The following is a 16,157-nucleotide window of genomic DNA, read 5'->3' on the forward strand; positions in this document are numbered from 1 at the left end:
CGCGAGCAAGCCCGCTCCCACAGTTTGATCACCGTTACTATTGCAACGCCGTACTCAAAGGCAACCGCGCCATGTGCCGCGCTTTCAGCGATCCCAGATACAACCAGTCCCCATACTCGCGCACGGTGGTGATGGGGGAGTAGTTGCCGCTGCTGGCGTCCTGCAGATTGGCAATCACTTTACCGTCGAGGTCCAGGCCGAGGGCGAAGGCGCGTTTCTCCACCGGTTTGGGCAGGACCGTCATCGCGCGTACGATCATTTTGCGTATCAGAGGGTAGGGCGCCGTGGCGTCGAGCAGCGCATTGCGCGGGGCATACAGCGCCACCCAGAAACGATCGCGACCATTGAATGCCAGGTTGTCCGGCAGCCCCGGCAAATTGTCGATGAACAGATCGTGGGTCCCGGCTTTCGGCCCGGTCAGCCAATAGCGGCTGATGCGATAGGCGCCAGTTTCGTTGACCAGCACAAACGCATCATCAGGCCCCAGGGTCACTCCGTTGGCGAACTCCAGTTTGTCCAGCAGAACCGTCGTTTTGCCGGTCTGGAAGTCATAACGCAGCAATCGGCCGTCCCCGCCGTGCTCGATGATTGCCTCGCCATCCTTGCCGTAACCCCAACGGCTGGATGCATCGCTGAAATAGGCGTAATGCCCGGGCTTGTCGATGGCCACGTCATCGGTAAAACCGAAGGGCACGTTGTTGGCCGTGGTGCTCAATGCAATCAACCGGCCTTGAGCATCGAGCGATAGCAAACCCTTGACCCCGTCGGCGATCACCAGCAAACCATTGGGATGGCGCGCCAGGCCCAATGGCCTGCCACCGGTATCGGCCAGGACCTTGGTGGTATTGCCGTCGAGGCTGGTGCTAATCAACCGGCCGTCATGCAGGCCGGTGATGAGGATGTTTTCTTCCAGAAGCAATGCTTCCGGGCCGTCGATGTCAGCGGCACCGACACGTTCCACGCCTTTGAGGCGCTGATTGTCTGTGTAGATGCCATCGATGAGGGAGGGCGCTGGTGACGGTGTCCAGGCGATCGGCTGGACCTTGGTGGGTAATAACAACAGGAAGCCGCCAATCACGATGATCAGCAGCAACAGTAAATGCCGAAACCTGAAGGCTCTTTTCACGCGGTGACTCCTGTCGAGGCCAGATGTTTTTGCGCCATCTCGCGTAACGCCAGCATCGATTGCGCCGATTCATGCTCAATGCGCCGTTTGAGCAACAATCGATTGGCGATGCGCATCAGTACACCGCTAAAGCAATATTCCAGGGTGCGGACAAACCGCGTGCCGTCGCCAAAAGCCTCGCACTCGTAAGTCACCACCAGCGACAGTCCATGATCGCCTCGGGCCCGCGCGCTCCAGCGGCGACCGGGCAGGTATTCGCTGACCTCCCAACGCAAATGCCCCTCGCGTCCGCCGGCCCGAATGTCTTCCTCGAACCGCGCCCCGGCATACAACGGGCCGCTCTGGCCGTCGACTTTGAGGGAGGACGGATGCCACTCTGGCCACCGCGTCGCCGTGCTGGCGTAGGCGAGCACGGCGAGCGGATTTCCAGCGATGTCGACCACGTGTTGCAGGCGGGTGGGCGTTCTCGTCAGGTGCGCAGGCGCCTGTTCCGGTTCCCAGTACAGGGTGCCGAACAGGTAGTCCATCAGTGGAAACACGATATTGAAATTGCGCTCCTGCATCAGTTCACGGCGGTGATGCAGTTCATGCAGACGGCGCATCTGGCGGACCCATGGCAGACGTGTCAGCGGGTTGCCGGGCGGTAGATGTTCGCAGGCATGGAACACTTCATAAGTCAGGTAGCCGAGGACCATGCAGCCGCCGAACAGCCCTGCGACGTTGCCATTGAGCTGAGCCAGCAGCCACCACGCGGGAGCGGTGATGACGAGGGTGTGCAACACGATCAGCCAGGCCGGAAACAGAATCACCCGCCAGTCGCGCGCATTGTCGTAGGTCATGTGGCCTGGGGTGAAAAAGCTGTGATGGTCACCGGCGTGACGGGCGTAGAACATTCGCGCCAAGCGCTTTTTGTGGTGCCCCAGATGCCGATGCACGACGTAGACGCCGAAGTTGAAGAACAACAGGGTCAGCGGCACCGCCAGCCATTCCAGGGGGTGTACCTGATGCACGGTGTTCCAGAACGCGCCGATGGCCAGCATCCCGAACAGCAACACGAAGGCGCCATGCAGCCAAGGGTTGTAGAGCGGATGAATGTCGGCACGGTAGCGCGCGCGGAATGCTTCGGTGGTCTGCCTCACTGAGTGCACCTGTGGTTATTGTTATAACCAGCAGATTAGCCGATCCCGCCGCAGAGGCTGGCTGAACCTTGAGGGCACAAGCGCCATGCTCAGGTGCAAGGCGCCTGGCGTCAGGTCAAGGGGTTCCAGCGCTGGGACCAGTCGTCGTCCGTCTTGATCACTTCGCGCAGCAAATCGAAGGCTCGTTGCAAGGTCGCCGAGTCGCGGTCCCGGGAGTAAACCAGGTAGGTCGGATAGCTGAACTCCGGAGCCTTGGGCACTGGCTCCAGCGCGCCGCTTTCCAGGTAGCTCTGGACCACGCGGGTGCGGAAATAGCCGCTGCCGCCGTTTTCCAGGATGTATTGCAAGGCCAGCGGTCCGAGGTTGAAGCTCAGGGCTGCCTTGGCCTTTTCCGGCAGTGCGGCATCGTGCTGACGACGGAAGTCCGGGCCCCAGTCGATATACACGTAAGGCTCGGGCTGGCCGGCCAGGCGTACCAGGATGAGTTTTTCTTCCAGCACCTGCTCGACTTGCAAGCGTGGCCAGTACTCGGGCTGATAGACCAGCGCCGCATCCAGCACCCCCAGCTCCAGTTGCCGCAGCAGGTTCTCGCCGTCGCGGATCTCCATGCGCAAGGCATGGCTGGGGATTTTCTCGCGCAGCTCGCCGGCCCAGCTGAGCATCAAAGGGTTGCACAGACTGACCTCGCCACCGATGTGCAGCACGTCGCGGTAGCCCTCGGGCAGCGGCAAGTCACGACGTGCCGCGTCCCAGGTTTGCACCAGTTGATTGGCGTACACCACGAAGGCCTCACCATTCGGCGTCAGGCGTGCCCCGGCGCGGTTGCGCACGAACAGCGTGCTGCCGAGTTGGCTTTCGAGCTTTTGCACGCGGGCGGTGATCGCGGTCTGGGTGACGTGCAGCTTTTCAGCCGCCGCGGCCAGGCTGCCGTGGCGGACGATTTCCAGAAAGGTGCGGGCGAGGTCGATGTCCATGGGCAGGCCGATGCGGGAGGTGCGGGCATTGTAAGAGCAGGCGCCGCCAGCGGATAGAAATCAAGATCAAAAGATCGCAGCCTGCGGCAGCTCATTGGAATCGCGCACGCCGTGAAATATCGGGCGAACACAAATCCTGGAGCTGCCGCAGGCTGCGATCTTTTCTCTTTTTCAAAACGCAAAACACGAACAGCCAAACGCCCCCCAGAACCCTTGGAAGTCACTGACTGGCGCCGACGACAACCGCGCCCGCTCATGGCTGTGGGCATGCACCGCGCAAGCGCCCACGCATTGATGAACCTGAGCCGTCAGCGGCGCCAGTGGTTTCCAATGCCCCGGTACGTTCACCACCGGTGACCACTCAGGCACTACCGGGATAGGCGCAGGCCCCAGTTTTTCGAACTCGACGCTGCCGTAGACGATCTTGCCGTCGACAATGGTCAGCACCGACTCGATCCATTTGATGGCTTCGTCTTCGATGTGGAAGTAGTCCGCCGACAGCGCAATCAGGTCCGCCAGTTGCCCGACTTTGATCTGGCCTTTCTTGCCTTGTTCGGAGGAAAACCAGGCGCTGCCGTGGGTGAACAGTTCCAGCGCCGTATCACGGCTCAAACCTTGCGGGTACAGCGCCAGCCCGCCGACGGTGCGGCCACTGATCAGCCAGTACAGGGAAGTCCAGGGGTTGTAGCTGGAGACTCGCGTGGCATCGGTGCCGGCGCCCACCGGCACACCCTCGGCCAGCATGCGTGCGATCGGTGGTGTCGCTTCGGCAGCCTTCGCGCCGTAACGGTCGACAAAGTACTCGCCCTGGAACGCCATGCGGTCCTGGATGGCGATGCCGCCACCGAGCGCTTTGACCCGCTCAATGTTCCTTGGGCTGATGGTTTCGGCGTGATCGAAGAACCATGGCAAACCGTCGAACGGAATATCCCGGTTGACCTTCTCGAACACGTCGAGCATGCGGCTGATGGATTCGTTGTAGGTGGCATGCAGACGGAAGGGCCAACGCTGTTCCACCAGATGCCGCACCACCGGCTCCAGCTCCTGCTCCATGGTTTGCGGCAAGTCTGGGCGAGGTTCGAGGAAGTCTTCGAAATCGGCTGCCGAGAACACCAGCATTTCCCCGGCACCGTTGTGCCGCAGGAAGTCATCGCCCTGACCGTAATGGGAGGTGCTGGTCCAGTTTTTGAAATCGGTCAGCTCTTCCTTGGGTTTTTGGGTGAACAGGTTGTAGGCAATGCGCACCGTGAGCTGTTGGTCTTTGGCCAGTTGCTGGATGACTTGATAATCGTCCGGGTAATTCTGATAACCGCCGCCGGCATCGATGGCGCTGGTGACGCCCAGCCGATTGAGTTCACGCATGAACTGGCGGGTCGAGTTGACTTGATACTCCAGCGGTAATTTCGGTCCCTTGGCCAGGGTCGAGTAGAGGATCATTGCGTTGGGTCGGGCGATCAGCATGCCGGTGGGGTCGCCATTGGCATCGCGCTGGATTTCGCCGCCCGGCGGGTTCGGCGTGTCGCGGGTATAGCCGACCACTTTCAACGCCGCGCGATTGAGCAGGGCGCGATCATAAAGATGCAGAACGAACACTGGGGTGTCTGGCGCGGCCTTGTTCAGTTCTTCAATCGTCGGCAGGCGCTTCTCTGCAAACTGGAACTCGTTCCAGCCACCGACCACCCGCACCCATTGCGGCGTCGGTGTGCGATCGGCTTGATCCTTGAGCATGCGCAAGGCATCGGCCAGAGATGGCACGCCTTCCCAGCGCAGCTCAAGGTTGTAGTTCAGGCCGCCACGGATCAAGTGCAGGTGAGAGTCGTTGAGACCGGGAATCACCGTGCGGCCATGCAGGTCGATGATTTGGCTGCCGGGGCCTTGCAGGGCCATTGCCTGGGCGTCGCTGCCGACCACCACGAAGCGCCCGTCCTTGATCGCGACGGCACTGGCCTGGGGTTTCTTGCGGTCAACGGTGTGCAGGCGTCCGTTGTACAAAATCAGGTCGGCTGGGGTATCGGGCATGGCTTTACTCCCTGCGAATAGTGGGCTGACCCAGGCACCGACGGCGCCTGCCGAGAGGCCTTGCAGTACACGGCGACGACTGAAGTCGTTGTGCTCGTCAGGTGGGCTCATGGCAGCGCTCTCCACAAAGTTCTTCACAAAGAAGCGGGGATCAACAGCCGATGTCTGACGCATGCGGCCAGAAGGAATATAGTCGGCAAATCCACAGATAGCCGTTTGCGAGGGCGAAAAACGACGAATCCCGCCACGAGGGGCGGGATTCGTTTGCAGCCAGACGTGTTCCCGAAAGACGGGAGCGGCGTGCTTAGCCCGGGAACAGCTCGGACAGTTTCATGGCCAGCATCATGTCGCCTTCAGCGCGCAGTTTGCCGCCCATGAACGCTTGCATGCCGTCGGTCGAACCGTCGACGATGCCTTCCAGGGTTTCGCCGTCCATGACCAGAGTCACCTGGGCGTCCGGGTTCTCGCCTTCTTGCAGTTCGCAGGTGCCGTCTTTGACGATCAGCGAGAAGTTCTTGGTGTCGTCGATGCGGAAACCGAATACCAGGTCCAGACCGGCAGCAGCGGCTGGGTTGAACTTGGCTTTCATTGCTTGTACGGCATCAGCTACGGAGGTCATGGTTCGATCCTTTCTTGGGTAATAAGAGCTGGGTGATTACAGCCAGGGTCACAATAATCCGGACTCAGCGAAACGTGATGAGTTCCGGGGCCTTCAACAGTTGCAGGTGTGCATGACTGTTGAAGGAAGCCAGGGCCACCTCGCGCCCGCGAAACTTAAGCAGGTTGAGCGAGGTGTTGACGATTTGCCAGTTCAGTTCAAACGCCTGCTTTGCGGGCATTTGCGTAATGAGGTGGAGCAGGGCAGTGATAGTGCCGCCGGAGGTGAATACAGCGATTTTCTGGGTATTGTCGGCTTGTTCGAGCAATCGATGCAGACCGCTCTGTACGCGTTCGACGAAGCCCAGCCAGCTTTCCAGTCCCGGTGTGTCGTAGGTACCGGCAAGCCAGCGCTCGATGATCAAGGCAAAAATGCGTTGGAATTCAGCACGGTTTTGTGCGGCGTTGCGCAGGATATCCAGCGCGTGGGGCTCGTCCTCCAACATGGCCGGCAGCAGGGCGCGGATCACTGCGTCGGCATCGAATTCATTGAAAGCGGAATCGATTTCCAGGGTAGGCACCGGCATACCGACGGCCGCAAACTGTTCCAGCGCACTGTTGGCGGTATGTTGTTGGCGGCGCAGGTCGCCCGACAGGCAACGATCGAAGCTGACACCAAGTTCGGCCAGGTGCTGACCGAGGAGTTCTGCCTGGCGAATACCGGTCGGCGACAGGACGTCATAGTCGTCTGCACCAAAGGAGGCCTGGCCATGTCGAATCAAGTAGATGCTGCCCACGTCCGCGTCATCCCGGTACGTTGAAGGTTTGGCGAGGTTATGAGGATGGCGGTGAGCTGTCAATGAAAAAACATACGCTTGTTTGAAATGCCCGTTACAGGCCTGTTGCCAGAGGTTTCACGGCTGGCCGTCGGGCCGGCGGATGGGTATGCTGGAGGTATCCCGCGCGTGTTTACCCCGCGCATTGATTGAAGGAGTCCCTGTGGAGCTTTTGTTCGAGTACGCCATTTTTCTGGCCAAGACCGTGACTCTGGTGATCGCCATTCTGGTGGTCCTGGCCAGTTTTGCGGCGTTGCGCAGCAAAGGTCGGCGCAAGTCGGCTGGTCAGCTGCAGGTCAGCAAACTCAATGATTTCTACAAAGGGCTGCGCGAACGCCTGGAGCAAACCTTGCTCGACAAGGATCAGCTCAAGGCCTTGCGCAAGTCCCAGGCTAAAACCGATAAAAAGCAAAAGAAGAAACCCGAGGTCAAACCACGGGTGTTCGTGCTGGATTTTGATGGTGACATCAGGGCGTCGGCCACTGAGAGCCTGCGCCACGAAATCACCGCGCTGCTGACCCTCGCCACGCCCAAGGATGAAGTGGTGCTGCGCCTGGAAAGCGGCGGCGGCATGGTCCACAGCTATGGCCTGGCGTCTTCGCAACTGGCGCGGATTCGTGAAGCCGGCGTGCCGTTGACCGTGTGCATCGACAAGGTCGCGGCCAGCGGCGGCTACATGATGGCGTGCATCGGCGAGAAGATTATCAGTGCGCCGTTCGCGATCCTCGGCTCGATCGGTGTTGTGGCGCAGTTGCCCAACGTCAATCGCCTGCTGAAAAAACACGACATCGACTTCGAAGTACTGACGGCTGGCGAGTACAAGCGCACCCTGACAGTGTTTGGCGAAAACACCGAGAAGGGCCGGGAGAAATTCCAGGAAGACCTGGACATCACCCATCAGCTGTTCAAGAACTTCGTTTCCCGCTATCGCCCGCAATTGGCCATCGACGAAGTAGCCACCGGTGAAATCTGGCTGGGCATTGCGGCGCTCGACAAGCAACTGGTGGATGAACTCAAGACCAGCGATGAATACCTTGCCGAACGTGCCAAGCAGTCCGAGCTCTACCACTTGCATTACGCCGAACGCAAAAGCCTGCAGGAGCGCATCGGCATCGCGGCCAGCGGTTCGATCGATCGCGTATTGCTGGGCTGGTGGAGTCGCTTGACTCAGCAACGCTTCTGGTAAGCCTCTGGCAGGCGTCTCCGGAAAAAATCAAACCGCGGATTTCCGCGGTTTTTTTTCGTCCGGCGTTTGAGACTGTTCACTTTCCTGCGGACTCTGCGAAACGTCCTAACTGGCCTGCCGATCATTCCGACTTACGCTTGAGTTGGGGCTGGATATTCTGGTGGCTCCCAATAGTTTGCAATGGAATGCACATGAATGATCACGCCCATGGCGACACCCCAACGCGCAATGTCCTGATGCGTAACGAACTGAAGGCTGCGGTGGAGACCGCACTTGCGCAAACTCCCGCTCAGTTTGGTGAGCGCTTGATCAAGGATAAGTGGGGAGCCGACATTGATCCGCAGACAGCCCTGCTGGTAACGCTCGACTATAACTACCATGGGCATCCTCCTGAGAACGGCGTCCACCAGGGGCGGGTGGGAAGTTCTCGCACCCTGATCCAGGCGCTGCTTGGCAATTATCAGACGGTGGGCGACGGGCGCTTCGGCGAAACCGCGTTTGGGCTGTACACACCGCCCGACATCGGGCCGTCGGTGCGCATTGTCGAGAAAGTCGATGAGTTTGCCTATGTGGGCAATGGCAACCACGACACCTATGAAGGCATTTACCGCGCCACGGTTCCGCAATCCTATGGCCCGCACACGCAAATCAATCTGCGGCCTGCCGATTTCAAACAGTGGGTCTGGGGGTTGTTTCTTTCCCGTCGATACCAGACTTATCTTGATCAGGCCTGGCCGTCGGACGCGGTCATTGCCGCTCCCGGTCCTTATGCCCTGAGGACATCAGTCAAGGCGGCTTTTGTCATGGCGGCCCGGCTGCAATATCAAGAACGGTGCCTGTCCCGAGAGGGGCTGGAACTCGCCATGCAAGCCGCCGGGTTGCCCGCCGCGCAGAGCTGGGAAACGCTGACAATCGAGCAACTGCAAGCGCCTACAAGGATGCCTTCGAGCGTCGAGGCGAGTCGGCTGAAACTGTACCGTTATACGGCAACCGATATCTGGTGTTTTCGAGCGCGATCAGGCGCCAGGGTGCTGCTGTACATCCCCGGCAATTCTTCACCGTTGCATGAATTCAACGATAGCCGGCAGTTGCGTCAATGGATCGTGGCTCAGGGCAGGGAGGCCGATACGAAACAGGCACTGGCGGCTCACTTTTGCGAAGAGGATCGCGAGGACGGCACCTTTCATGCGGGGGTACTGACCGCACTGGAGGGCATGGCGGTTTATCCCGGGATGCACAGGCTGACGAAGAATGCCGGGTTCTTCAACGATGATGGCCATTGGGATCCGGACGACTACATCAATTTTGATCGCTCACCCAGCGCATCCGACCCTTTTGCGCAGTTGGTGAGTTCCATGAAGCAGGCCGCCCAGGACAGCGTCAAGACCATCCGTGACGATGCCCAGGTCAACCGTGACAATCTGAGCGCTTTCGTCGAGCCGATCGTGCAATGGGTCAACCGGTTCGGGCCACTGGCGTTGTTTGTGCCCGGAGGTGAGGGATTGTTGGTGCTGGCCGGGCTTATTGACGCCGGTTACGGCCTGGACGAGGCCATCGAGGGGAAAACGGCCAGTGAGCGTTCTGAAGGCGTGACGCGAACCGTGTTTGGCTTGCTCAATGCTCTGCCGCTGGCCGGGGCTGCCGCTTCGTTAAAAGGCGAAGGCGCCGAGGCCACCGCGCTGGCCAGGGCCGAGCACGGGGCCGAGGAGCCCGCTGTGCGGCTCGATGGTATGCCGGTGGACGCTCCACCCGTTCATGTCGCCCCTCTGGAGTCGGCCGCACAGATGCCGACCCGTCTGAGCCTGCTGCGAGGGATCGGCGCTCCGGTGGACGCCTTCAGCGACGAAGTGCTGGTGCAAATTGGCAAGGTCAGCGCCGTTGATGACGATCTGCTGAGAATGATGCAGGCCGGTCGTCAACCCACGACTGTGTTGGCCGACACTATCAGCCGCTTCAAAATCGATCAGGACGTCGTGGAGGTCATCGACAAAGCGCAGGCTGACGGGAACGAGGCATTGCAGGCCCGGCGAGTGGAGTTATTCAACGCTCGCTATCAGGCGCTCCAGCACTCGGAGCATGAATGGGTCCGATTGTTTCAACAGCAATATCCCGGCCTGCCGAAAAGTGCGGTGGAGCAGATGCTTGATCGCTGTGGCATAGCGTTCACAGAGACGCCGGATGCGATCGAGATCAAGGGGGTATTCAGGCAACTGGATGGCAAGGCCCGCCAGTATCAGCAGCATGTGAGGCTGACCCGTGCTTACGAAGGCCTTTATCTGCGGTCCGTGGCCCATTCCGATTCGGACACGCTGGCCTTGCATTCGCTGAAAAACTTGCCCGGATGGCCAAAAGGCCTGCGAATCGAGGTGCTAGACGGCTCGCTGCAAGGTCGGGTGCTGGATCGTTGCGGTTCGCTTGAGGCGGCTGATTGTCGTCGCTTGATCAAAATCGGCGACCACTATCAATACGTCGATGTGGCCGCCCAGGCCATCGCGCACGCGGACTTTTACGGGGCCGTCATCGGGGTGTTGTCCGCGGATGAGCGGGCGGCGCTGCAGTCGCTGAACCCGGCCAACGAACTGAAGCTCAACCTTCGCGACCGGACGCTATCGCGCGCCGAGTTCGGCCTGGGCCTGGGCAGAATGGACGGAGGGTTGCCTTTTGAAATGCAGGGCTTGAGGGGCGGTGGCTTTCCGACGACCCTCCAGGCTGCGGCGTTGAGCCACGAGACGATGAGACTGCAAGTCAGGGACCTCTATCCCGACTTCGGCAACGCGCAGGCCGATGAATGGCTGCAACATGCCGGAGCAAGCGCTCAGTCACGCCTCGATGGTCTGAAGCAACAGTCTGAGCAATTGAGTACGGATTTGACCAGTTGGATCGACCGGTCCCTGCAGGATGTCGATGACATGGGCATCGACTTTCTGGCCGCTGGCGACGAGGACGCTGTGGGCATGACTCATGCGCAAATCGCGGCGCATAACGTCGCGTTGGTGCAGCACGCGATGGAACTCGAGCGCGAGACCCGGATAGAACTGGCTGACGAGCTGATCTCAATCTGGCAAAAGTGTCCGCCGCAGGCCAACCGCCTTTATTCCGGCGAAGCGTTAGCGGGATACAAACTGGATCTGGAGTTCGAGGACTACCACCGCTTGCCGATCATGAACATCAAGTTCAACGAGGTGATCGAGTTGTCGATGCGCGGATTTCACCTGACAGAGCGTGAGAGCTTGAACGGGTTCCTGGAGTCTTTCCCCAATCTGCGGGTATTGAATCTGGAGAAAGTCGATCTGCGGCTATCTAACACCATGGGGGAGCTGGAGAGTGTTTTGCCGCCTGCGATCCCGCGAATGAGCCATCTCACAACGCTGAATCTGAAAGACACGTTTCTCAAATTCAGGGAGAACACGGCGTCGCAACTGAGTGACTTGATTAACTTGCAATCACTGGACCTGAGTGAAAACCCCCTGAGTGTTTCGCCTGTGTTGTTAGGGATGGACAACCTGCGCGAGGTGAATTTGAGGAAAACAGAGATCAGTACGTGCCCGATCGGGATTAGGGACGAGCCCTACCTGACGTCGCTGGACCTGCGTGACAACCGGATCACCCGGGTTCCGTCGGCGGTGTTGAGCCAGGCCATTGTTCGGGGGCGAGTGCAGCTTTGGGGCAACCCGTTAACGGACGAAGATACGTTGCGGCGCCTGATCAGCCATCGACAGCGCACAGGGATCAACCTGTGGTTGAACGCGCCGGGTCCCGGTTATGGCAATCCAGAGGCGTGGTTACAACAGGGGGAAGAAGCGCTGCAGCAGGTCAGGCGAACGATCTGGCAGCAACTGGCGGTCAAGCCGTCAGGCAGTCGTTTCCTGAGGCTCATCGATGGGCTCAGCCTGACGGCGGACTTTCAGGTCGAGTATATGGCGTTGCAAGCGAGGGTCTGGCAACTGTTGAGCGAGGCGCAGGCATCGGACGAGTTGTGGAGCTGGCTGAACCGGGTGGTCGAGGCCACAGAGGTCGATGCTGAAAATCCGCTGGGGATTTTCATGTCGCTGGAGGATCGGGCCAGGCTCTACCGCGATTGGGTAGCGATGGGGCGGCCCTTTCCGGTGATCACCGAGCAGGCCTAGAAGAGGATGGCCTTGAACCCCGCAAAGGGTTCAAGGCCAGGACATCAACGGCGACGGAACAGCGGCAGCGGTTCGTCGGTGGCGGCCTGATAGGTCACAGAGAAGTCCTTGAGGCCTTCAAGGGCTTCGTACGGGTCTTTGTCGGCGCGAATCGCAAACGCGTCAAAACCGCAGCGGTGCAGGTAGAACAACTGGTCGCGCAGCACATCGCCAATCGCCCGCAGTTCGCCTTTGAAACCATAACGGTCACGCAGCAAGCGAGCATTGGAGTAGTTGCGCCCATCAGTGAAGGCCGGGAAGTTCAAGGCGATCACCTGGAAATTATCCACGTCTTCACCGATTTCCTCGGCTTCTTCGTCGGCATCCAGCCACACACCCAGGCCGCCATCGCGAGCCTTGAGCATACGGCTGTGTTCGCGCCACAGTTGCAGCGGGACGATCAGGTCGTCGCAGTTGCTGATCTCGTCGATGTTGAAATCTTTCGGCAGCAAGTGCCAGGTTTCGTCGACGACTTCGTTGTTCTTAATTATTCGCTGCATAGACGCGCTCCTTGAAGAGGTCGATGCCGATACGCTGATAGGTGTCGATGAAGCGTTCGTCTTCGGTACGTTGTTCGATGTACACGTCGATCAGCTTCTCGATCACGTCAGGCATGGCTTCCTGTGCGAAGGACGGGCCGAGGATCTTGCCCAGGCTTGCATCGCGACTGGCGCTGCCACCCAGGGACACCTGGTAGAACTCTTCGCCTTTCTTGTCGACCCCGAGAATGCCGATGTGGCCGACGTGGTGGTGACCACAGGCGTTCATGCACCCAGAGATGTTCAGGTCCAGTTCGCCAATGTCGAACAGGTAGTCCAGGTCGTCGAAACGGCGCTGGATCGACTCGGCGATCGGGATCGATTTGGCGTTGGCCAGCGAGCAGAAATCACCGCCCGGGCAGCAGATGATGTCGGTCAGCAAACCGATGTTCGGCGTGGCGAAACCTTGCTCGCGCAATTCGCCCCACAGGGCGAACAATTGGCTCTGCTCGACATCGGCCAGGATAATGTTCTGCTCGTGGGAAGTGCGCAGCTGACCGAAGCTGTAACGATCGGCGAGGTCGGCAACGGCATCGAGCTGCTTGTCGGTGATGTCGCCCGGCGCAACGCCAGTCGGCTTCAGGGACAGGGTCACGGCTACGTAACCCGGTTTCTTGTGGGTCAGGGTGTTGCGGGTGCGCCAGCGGGCGAAGCCTGGGTGCTGTTTGTCGAGCTCGGTCAGTTCGGCCGTCTGGTTGTCCAGAGCCTGGTATTGCGGATCGACAAAGTGTTTGGCCACGCGATGCACTTCGGCCTCGGTCAGCGTGGTCTGGCCACCGCGAAGGTGTTCCATTTCCGCATCGACTTTCTGCGCGAACACTTCAGGCGTCAGGGCCTTGACCAGAATCTTGATCCGCGCCTTGTATTTGTTGTCGCGACGGCCGTAGCGGTTGTAAACCCGCAGGATGGCGTCGAGATAGCTCAGCAAGTCCTGCCACGGCAGGAACTCGTTGATGAACGCGCCCACCACCGGCGTACGGCCCAGGCCGCCACCGACCAGCACACGGAAACCCAGTTCGCCCGCGGCGTTGTGAACTGGCTCAAGGCCAATGTCATGGACTTCAATGGCCGCACGGTCAGACGTCGAACCGTTGATGGCGATTTTGAATTTACGCGGCAGGTAGGCGAATTCCGGGTGGAACGTGGTCCACTGGCGGACGATTTCGCACCATGGACGCGGGTCGATCAATTCGTCGGCCGCGACACCGGCGAACTGGTCGGTGGTGACGTTGCGCAGGCAGTTGCCGCTGGTCTGGATCGCATGCATCTGCACGGTCGCCAGTTCCGCCAGGATGTCCGGGATATCTTCCAGGGCCGGCCAGTTGAACTGCACGTTCTGCCGGGTACTGATGTGGGCGTAGCCCTTGTCGTAGTCGCGGGCAATCCTGGCCATCATTCGCGTCTGGCGCGAAGTCAGTTGGCCATAAGGCACCGCCACCCGCAGCATCGGCGCGAAGCGCTGGATATAAAGGCCATTTTGCAGGCGCAGGGGGCGGAATTCTTCTTCGCTCAGCTCGCCTGCCAGATAGCGTCGGGTCTGATCACGGAACTGCTTGACGCGGTCCTCGATGATCCGCTGATCGTACTCGTCGTATACGTACATATAAGTCCTGTTCTCAGGCTTGGGCCGGTTGGATATAGCTGCGTTTTCGCTAGCTTTCATCCGATACAGCCTCGGCAATTCTGCGCGCACGGCCGCGCACTCCCAACGGAGCCGACGCAAGATACCAGTTTGCAGTTATGCGCAAAAGTGATGTTTGAGTATATGCAAAGAACCAAAAAGACTAATGAAACTCACGGTGGTAAAACCCACATTTGTGGTGCGGGCAATCATCGTCTTAACTGTGCTCGAGTCTTTATGCAATCACCGATAAAACCGACAAGAGGCGATGCAATGAGCAACCCAACCAAAGCAGGGAAAAGCGATAGCACGGTCGATGCCTGGGCGATTTTGTTCCTGATCATCCTGGTCGTGGGCACAGCGGTGTTCTGGGTCAGCCATCAATAAACGACCCCGTCCGGGCCCGGCGCCGACGATTGTCGGACAGAAGCCGGAATAAGCGCCGTTCCAAGGGAGTTCGCTGGCTATAATGCGCAGCGGATTTTCGGGGGCTCGGACGATTAATGTTGAAGTTCTTCTATGGTGTAGTGCTGATAATTGGCACGGTCCTGGGACCCTGTGCTCAGGCGGCGTCCGTATTGTTCCTCAATCCGGGAACCACCCAAGAGGTCTTCTGGGTCAGTTATTCGCAGTTCATGCAAGCCGCGGCCAAGAGCCTGGGCATGGATTTGCGCATCCAGTATTCCGAGCGAAACGCTGAAACCACACTCAAGCAAGCCCGCGAAGCCCTGCAAGGGCCGAATCGACCGGATTATCTGGTGTTCGTCAACGAACTGTATGTTGCGCCCGAAATCCTGCGCCTGGCTCAAGGCAGCGGTGTGAAGCTGTTTTTGGTCAACAACGGCCTGACTGCAGACCAGATGCGCTTGCTCGGCACCCAGCCGGAGAAGTATCCCGACTGGTTGGGCAGCCTGGTGCCCAACAATGAGGAGGGTGGCTACTTGATGCTCAAGGAGCTGATTCGCCTGCATCGCCCGGTCGCGCCCGGTCAGGTCATTGATCTCGTGGCCTTCTCCGGCCTGAAGATCACGCCAGCCGCGCAACAGCGTGAGAAGGGCATGATGCGGGCATTGGCCGAACACCCTGAAGTGCGGTTGCGCCAGTTGGTCTATGGCGGCTGGACCCGCGAGCGCGCCTATGAACAGGCCAGGTTATTGTTCAAGCGTTACCCGCAAACGTCGCTGGTCTGGTCGGCCAACGATGAAATGGCCTTTGGTGCCATGCAGGCCTACGCCGAAACGGGCGGCCAACCCGGCAAGGACGCGCTGTTCAGCGCCGTCAATAATTCACCAACTGCGTTACAGGCGCTGTTGGAAGGGCGGTTGAGTGTGCTGTTGGGCGGGCACTTCACTCTGGGTGGTTGGGCCTTGGTGCAACTGCATGACTACGACCTGGGGGTGGATGTCAGTCAGTACGGCGGGCGCGACCGGCAGATTCCGTTGTTGCAGCTGATCAGTCACGCCCAAGCCAAGCGGTTGCTGGCGTTGAGTGCGACTCAGGATTATGGGGTGGATTTCCAGAAGCTCTCGGCCAAGGGGCGGCCGACGTCGTATCGCTACCCGTTCAGCTTGCAAGCCCTGATGCACTGAGCCGGTTCAGATACCCGCCAGGTACACCACCAGTTTGACGATGCCAAACAGCGTCAACGCGAATACTGCCGTGAACAGAATCCCCAAAATCACGAAATGACTCGGCTTGCCGTGGGTGAAATCCCGGGCCCGGTTCTTCCCGCTCTGCACCCCGAACGCCGCCGCCATCACGCTGTGCAGCATCTGCCAGAAGGTTGGTGGCTTGTTGTTGTCGACTGGATCGTCCATAAATCCCCCGTCACGCATGTGTGAAAGGTAAGCATAGACAATACACCCGAAACCTGTGGAAGCGGGGGGGGGGGGGGGGGGGGGGGGGGGGGGGGGGGGGGGGGGGGGGGGGGGGGGGGGGGGGGGGGGGGGGGGGG

Annotated in this window: 12 protein-coding genes; 3 read left to right on the forward strand and 9 right to left on the reverse strand. The window is 59.7% G+C overall.

What is annotated here, in order from left to right; genetic code table 11:
* Positions 1-37 precede the first annotated feature (37 nt).
* The 6 genes from AC1RQB_RS19025 to AC1RQB_RS19050 form a co-directional block, all read right to left on the reverse strand.
* On the reverse strand, positions 38-1,126 hold the full coding sequence (locus AC1RQB_RS19025; protein ID WP_063340174.1) for an SMP-30/gluconolactonase/LRE family protein: 1,089 nt from the start codon (positions 1,124-1,126) through the stop codon (positions 38-40).
* Positions 1,123-2,265, reverse strand: a complete 1,143-nt coding sequence (locus AC1RQB_RS19030) for an SRPBCC family protein (protein ID WP_063340173.1) — start codon at positions 2,263-2,265, stop codon at positions 1,123-1,125. The genes AC1RQB_RS19025 and AC1RQB_RS19030 overlap by 4 nt, the downstream gene beginning before the upstream one ends.
* A 110-nt stretch (positions 2,266-2,375) precedes the next feature.
* Positions 2,376-3,239: a LysR family transcriptional regulator gene (locus AC1RQB_RS19035; protein ID WP_063340172.1), complete on the reverse strand. Its 864-nt coding sequence runs from the start codon at positions 3,237-3,239 to the stop codon at positions 2,376-2,378.
* Positions 3,240-3,410: 171 nt separating this feature from the next.
* Complete coding sequence (locus tag AC1RQB_RS19040; RefSeq protein ID WP_207267444.1) at positions 3,411-5,258, reverse strand: amidohydrolase; 1,848 nt, start codon at positions 5,256-5,258, stop codon at positions 3,411-3,413.
* 304 nt (positions 5,259-5,562) lie between these two features.
* Complete coding sequence (locus tag AC1RQB_RS19045; protein WP_007941766.1) at positions 5,563-5,877, reverse strand: SCP2 sterol-binding domain-containing protein; 315 nt, start codon at positions 5,875-5,877, stop codon at positions 5,563-5,565.
* A gap of 64 nt (positions 5,878-5,941) precedes the next feature.
* Positions 5,942-6,652: a histidine phosphatase family protein gene (locus AC1RQB_RS19050; RefSeq protein ID WP_008066947.1), complete on the reverse strand. Its 711-nt coding sequence runs from the start codon at positions 6,650-6,652 to the stop codon at positions 5,942-5,944.
* A gap of 202 nt (positions 6,653-6,854) precedes the next feature.
* On the opposite strand from AC1RQB_RS19050, the gene sohB reads away from it, so the two are divergent.
* Positions 6,855-7,877: a protease SohB gene (sohB, locus tag AC1RQB_RS19055; protein WP_063340171.1), complete on the forward strand. Its 1,023-nt coding sequence runs from the start codon at positions 6,855-6,857 to the stop codon at positions 7,875-7,877.
* Between the two features lie 191 nt (positions 7,878-8,068).
* Positions 8,069-12,004 (forward strand): dermonecrotic toxin domain-containing protein, encoded by a 3,936-nt coding sequence (locus AC1RQB_RS19060; protein ID WP_063340170.1) that lies wholly within the window; start codon positions 8,069-8,071, stop codon positions 12,002-12,004.
* Between the two features lie 44 nt (positions 12,005-12,048).
* Here the strand turns inward: AC1RQB_RS19060 and AC1RQB_RS19065 are convergent, their stop codons facing one another.
* Positions 12,049-12,543 (reverse strand): DUF934 domain-containing protein, encoded by a 495-nt coding sequence (locus AC1RQB_RS19065; RefSeq protein WP_063340169.1) that lies wholly within the window; start codon positions 12,541-12,543, stop codon positions 12,049-12,051.
* Entirely contained in the window at positions 12,527-14,185 is a 1,659-nt protein-coding gene (locus tag AC1RQB_RS19070; RefSeq protein WP_063340168.1) for a nitrite/sulfite reductase, read from the reverse strand. The genes AC1RQB_RS19065 and AC1RQB_RS19070 overlap by 17 nt, the downstream gene beginning before the upstream one ends.
* Before the next feature lie 521 nt (positions 14,186-14,706).
* On the opposite strand from AC1RQB_RS19070, the gene AC1RQB_RS19075 reads away from it, so the two are divergent.
* The gene (locus AC1RQB_RS19075; protein WP_063340167.1) at positions 14,707-15,792 is read left to right on the forward strand and encodes an ABC transporter substrate-binding protein; all 1,086 of its coding nucleotides are present in this window, start codon (positions 14,707-14,709) and stop codon (positions 15,790-15,792) included.
* Between the two features lie 6 nt (positions 15,793-15,798).
* On the opposite strand, the gene AC1RQB_RS19080 is transcribed toward AC1RQB_RS19075, so the two are convergent.
* Positions 15,799-16,020, reverse strand: a complete 222-nt coding sequence (locus AC1RQB_RS19080; RefSeq protein ID WP_008066935.1) for a DUF2970 domain-containing protein — start codon at positions 16,018-16,020, stop codon at positions 15,799-15,801.
* Positions 16,021-16,157 lie beyond the last annotated feature (137 nt).

This window comes from Pseudomonas sp. GW822-FHT02E03, from assembly GCF_058802325.1.

What these genes read in the sequence shown, in the direction of transcription:
- AC1RQB_RS19040 (WP_207267444.1), bottom strand. Translation starts at nt 5,258, where the DNA reads ATGCCCGATACCCCAGCCGACCTGATTTTGTACAACGGACGCCTGCAC.
- AC1RQB_RS19035 (WP_063340172.1), bottom strand. Translation starts at nt 3,239, where the DNA reads ATGGACATCGACCTCGCCCGCACCTTTCTGGAAATCGTCCGCCACGGC.
- AC1RQB_RS19045 (WP_007941766.1), bottom strand. Translation starts at nt 5,877, where the DNA reads ATGACCTCCGTAGCTGATGCCGTACAAGCAATGAAAGCCAAGTTCAAC.
- AC1RQB_RS19065 (WP_063340169.1), bottom strand. Translation starts at nt 12,543, where the DNA reads ATGCAGCGAATAATTAAGAACAACGAAGTCGTCGACGAAACCTGGCAC.
- AC1RQB_RS19070 (WP_063340168.1), bottom strand. Translation starts at nt 14,185, where the DNA reads ATGTACGTATACGACGAGTACGATCAGCGGATCATCGAGGACCGCGTC.
- AC1RQB_RS19060 (WP_063340170.1), top strand. Translation starts at nt 8,069, where the DNA reads ATGAATGATCACGCCCATGGCGACACCCCAACGCGCAATGTCCTGATG.
- AC1RQB_RS19080 (WP_008066935.1), bottom strand. Translation starts at nt 16,020, where the DNA reads ATGGACGATCCAGTCGACAACAACAAGCCACCAACCTTCTGGCAGATG.
- AC1RQB_RS19075 (WP_063340167.1), top strand. Translation starts at nt 14,707, where the DNA reads ATGTTGAAGTTCTTCTATGGTGTAGTGCTGATAATTGGCACGGTCCTG.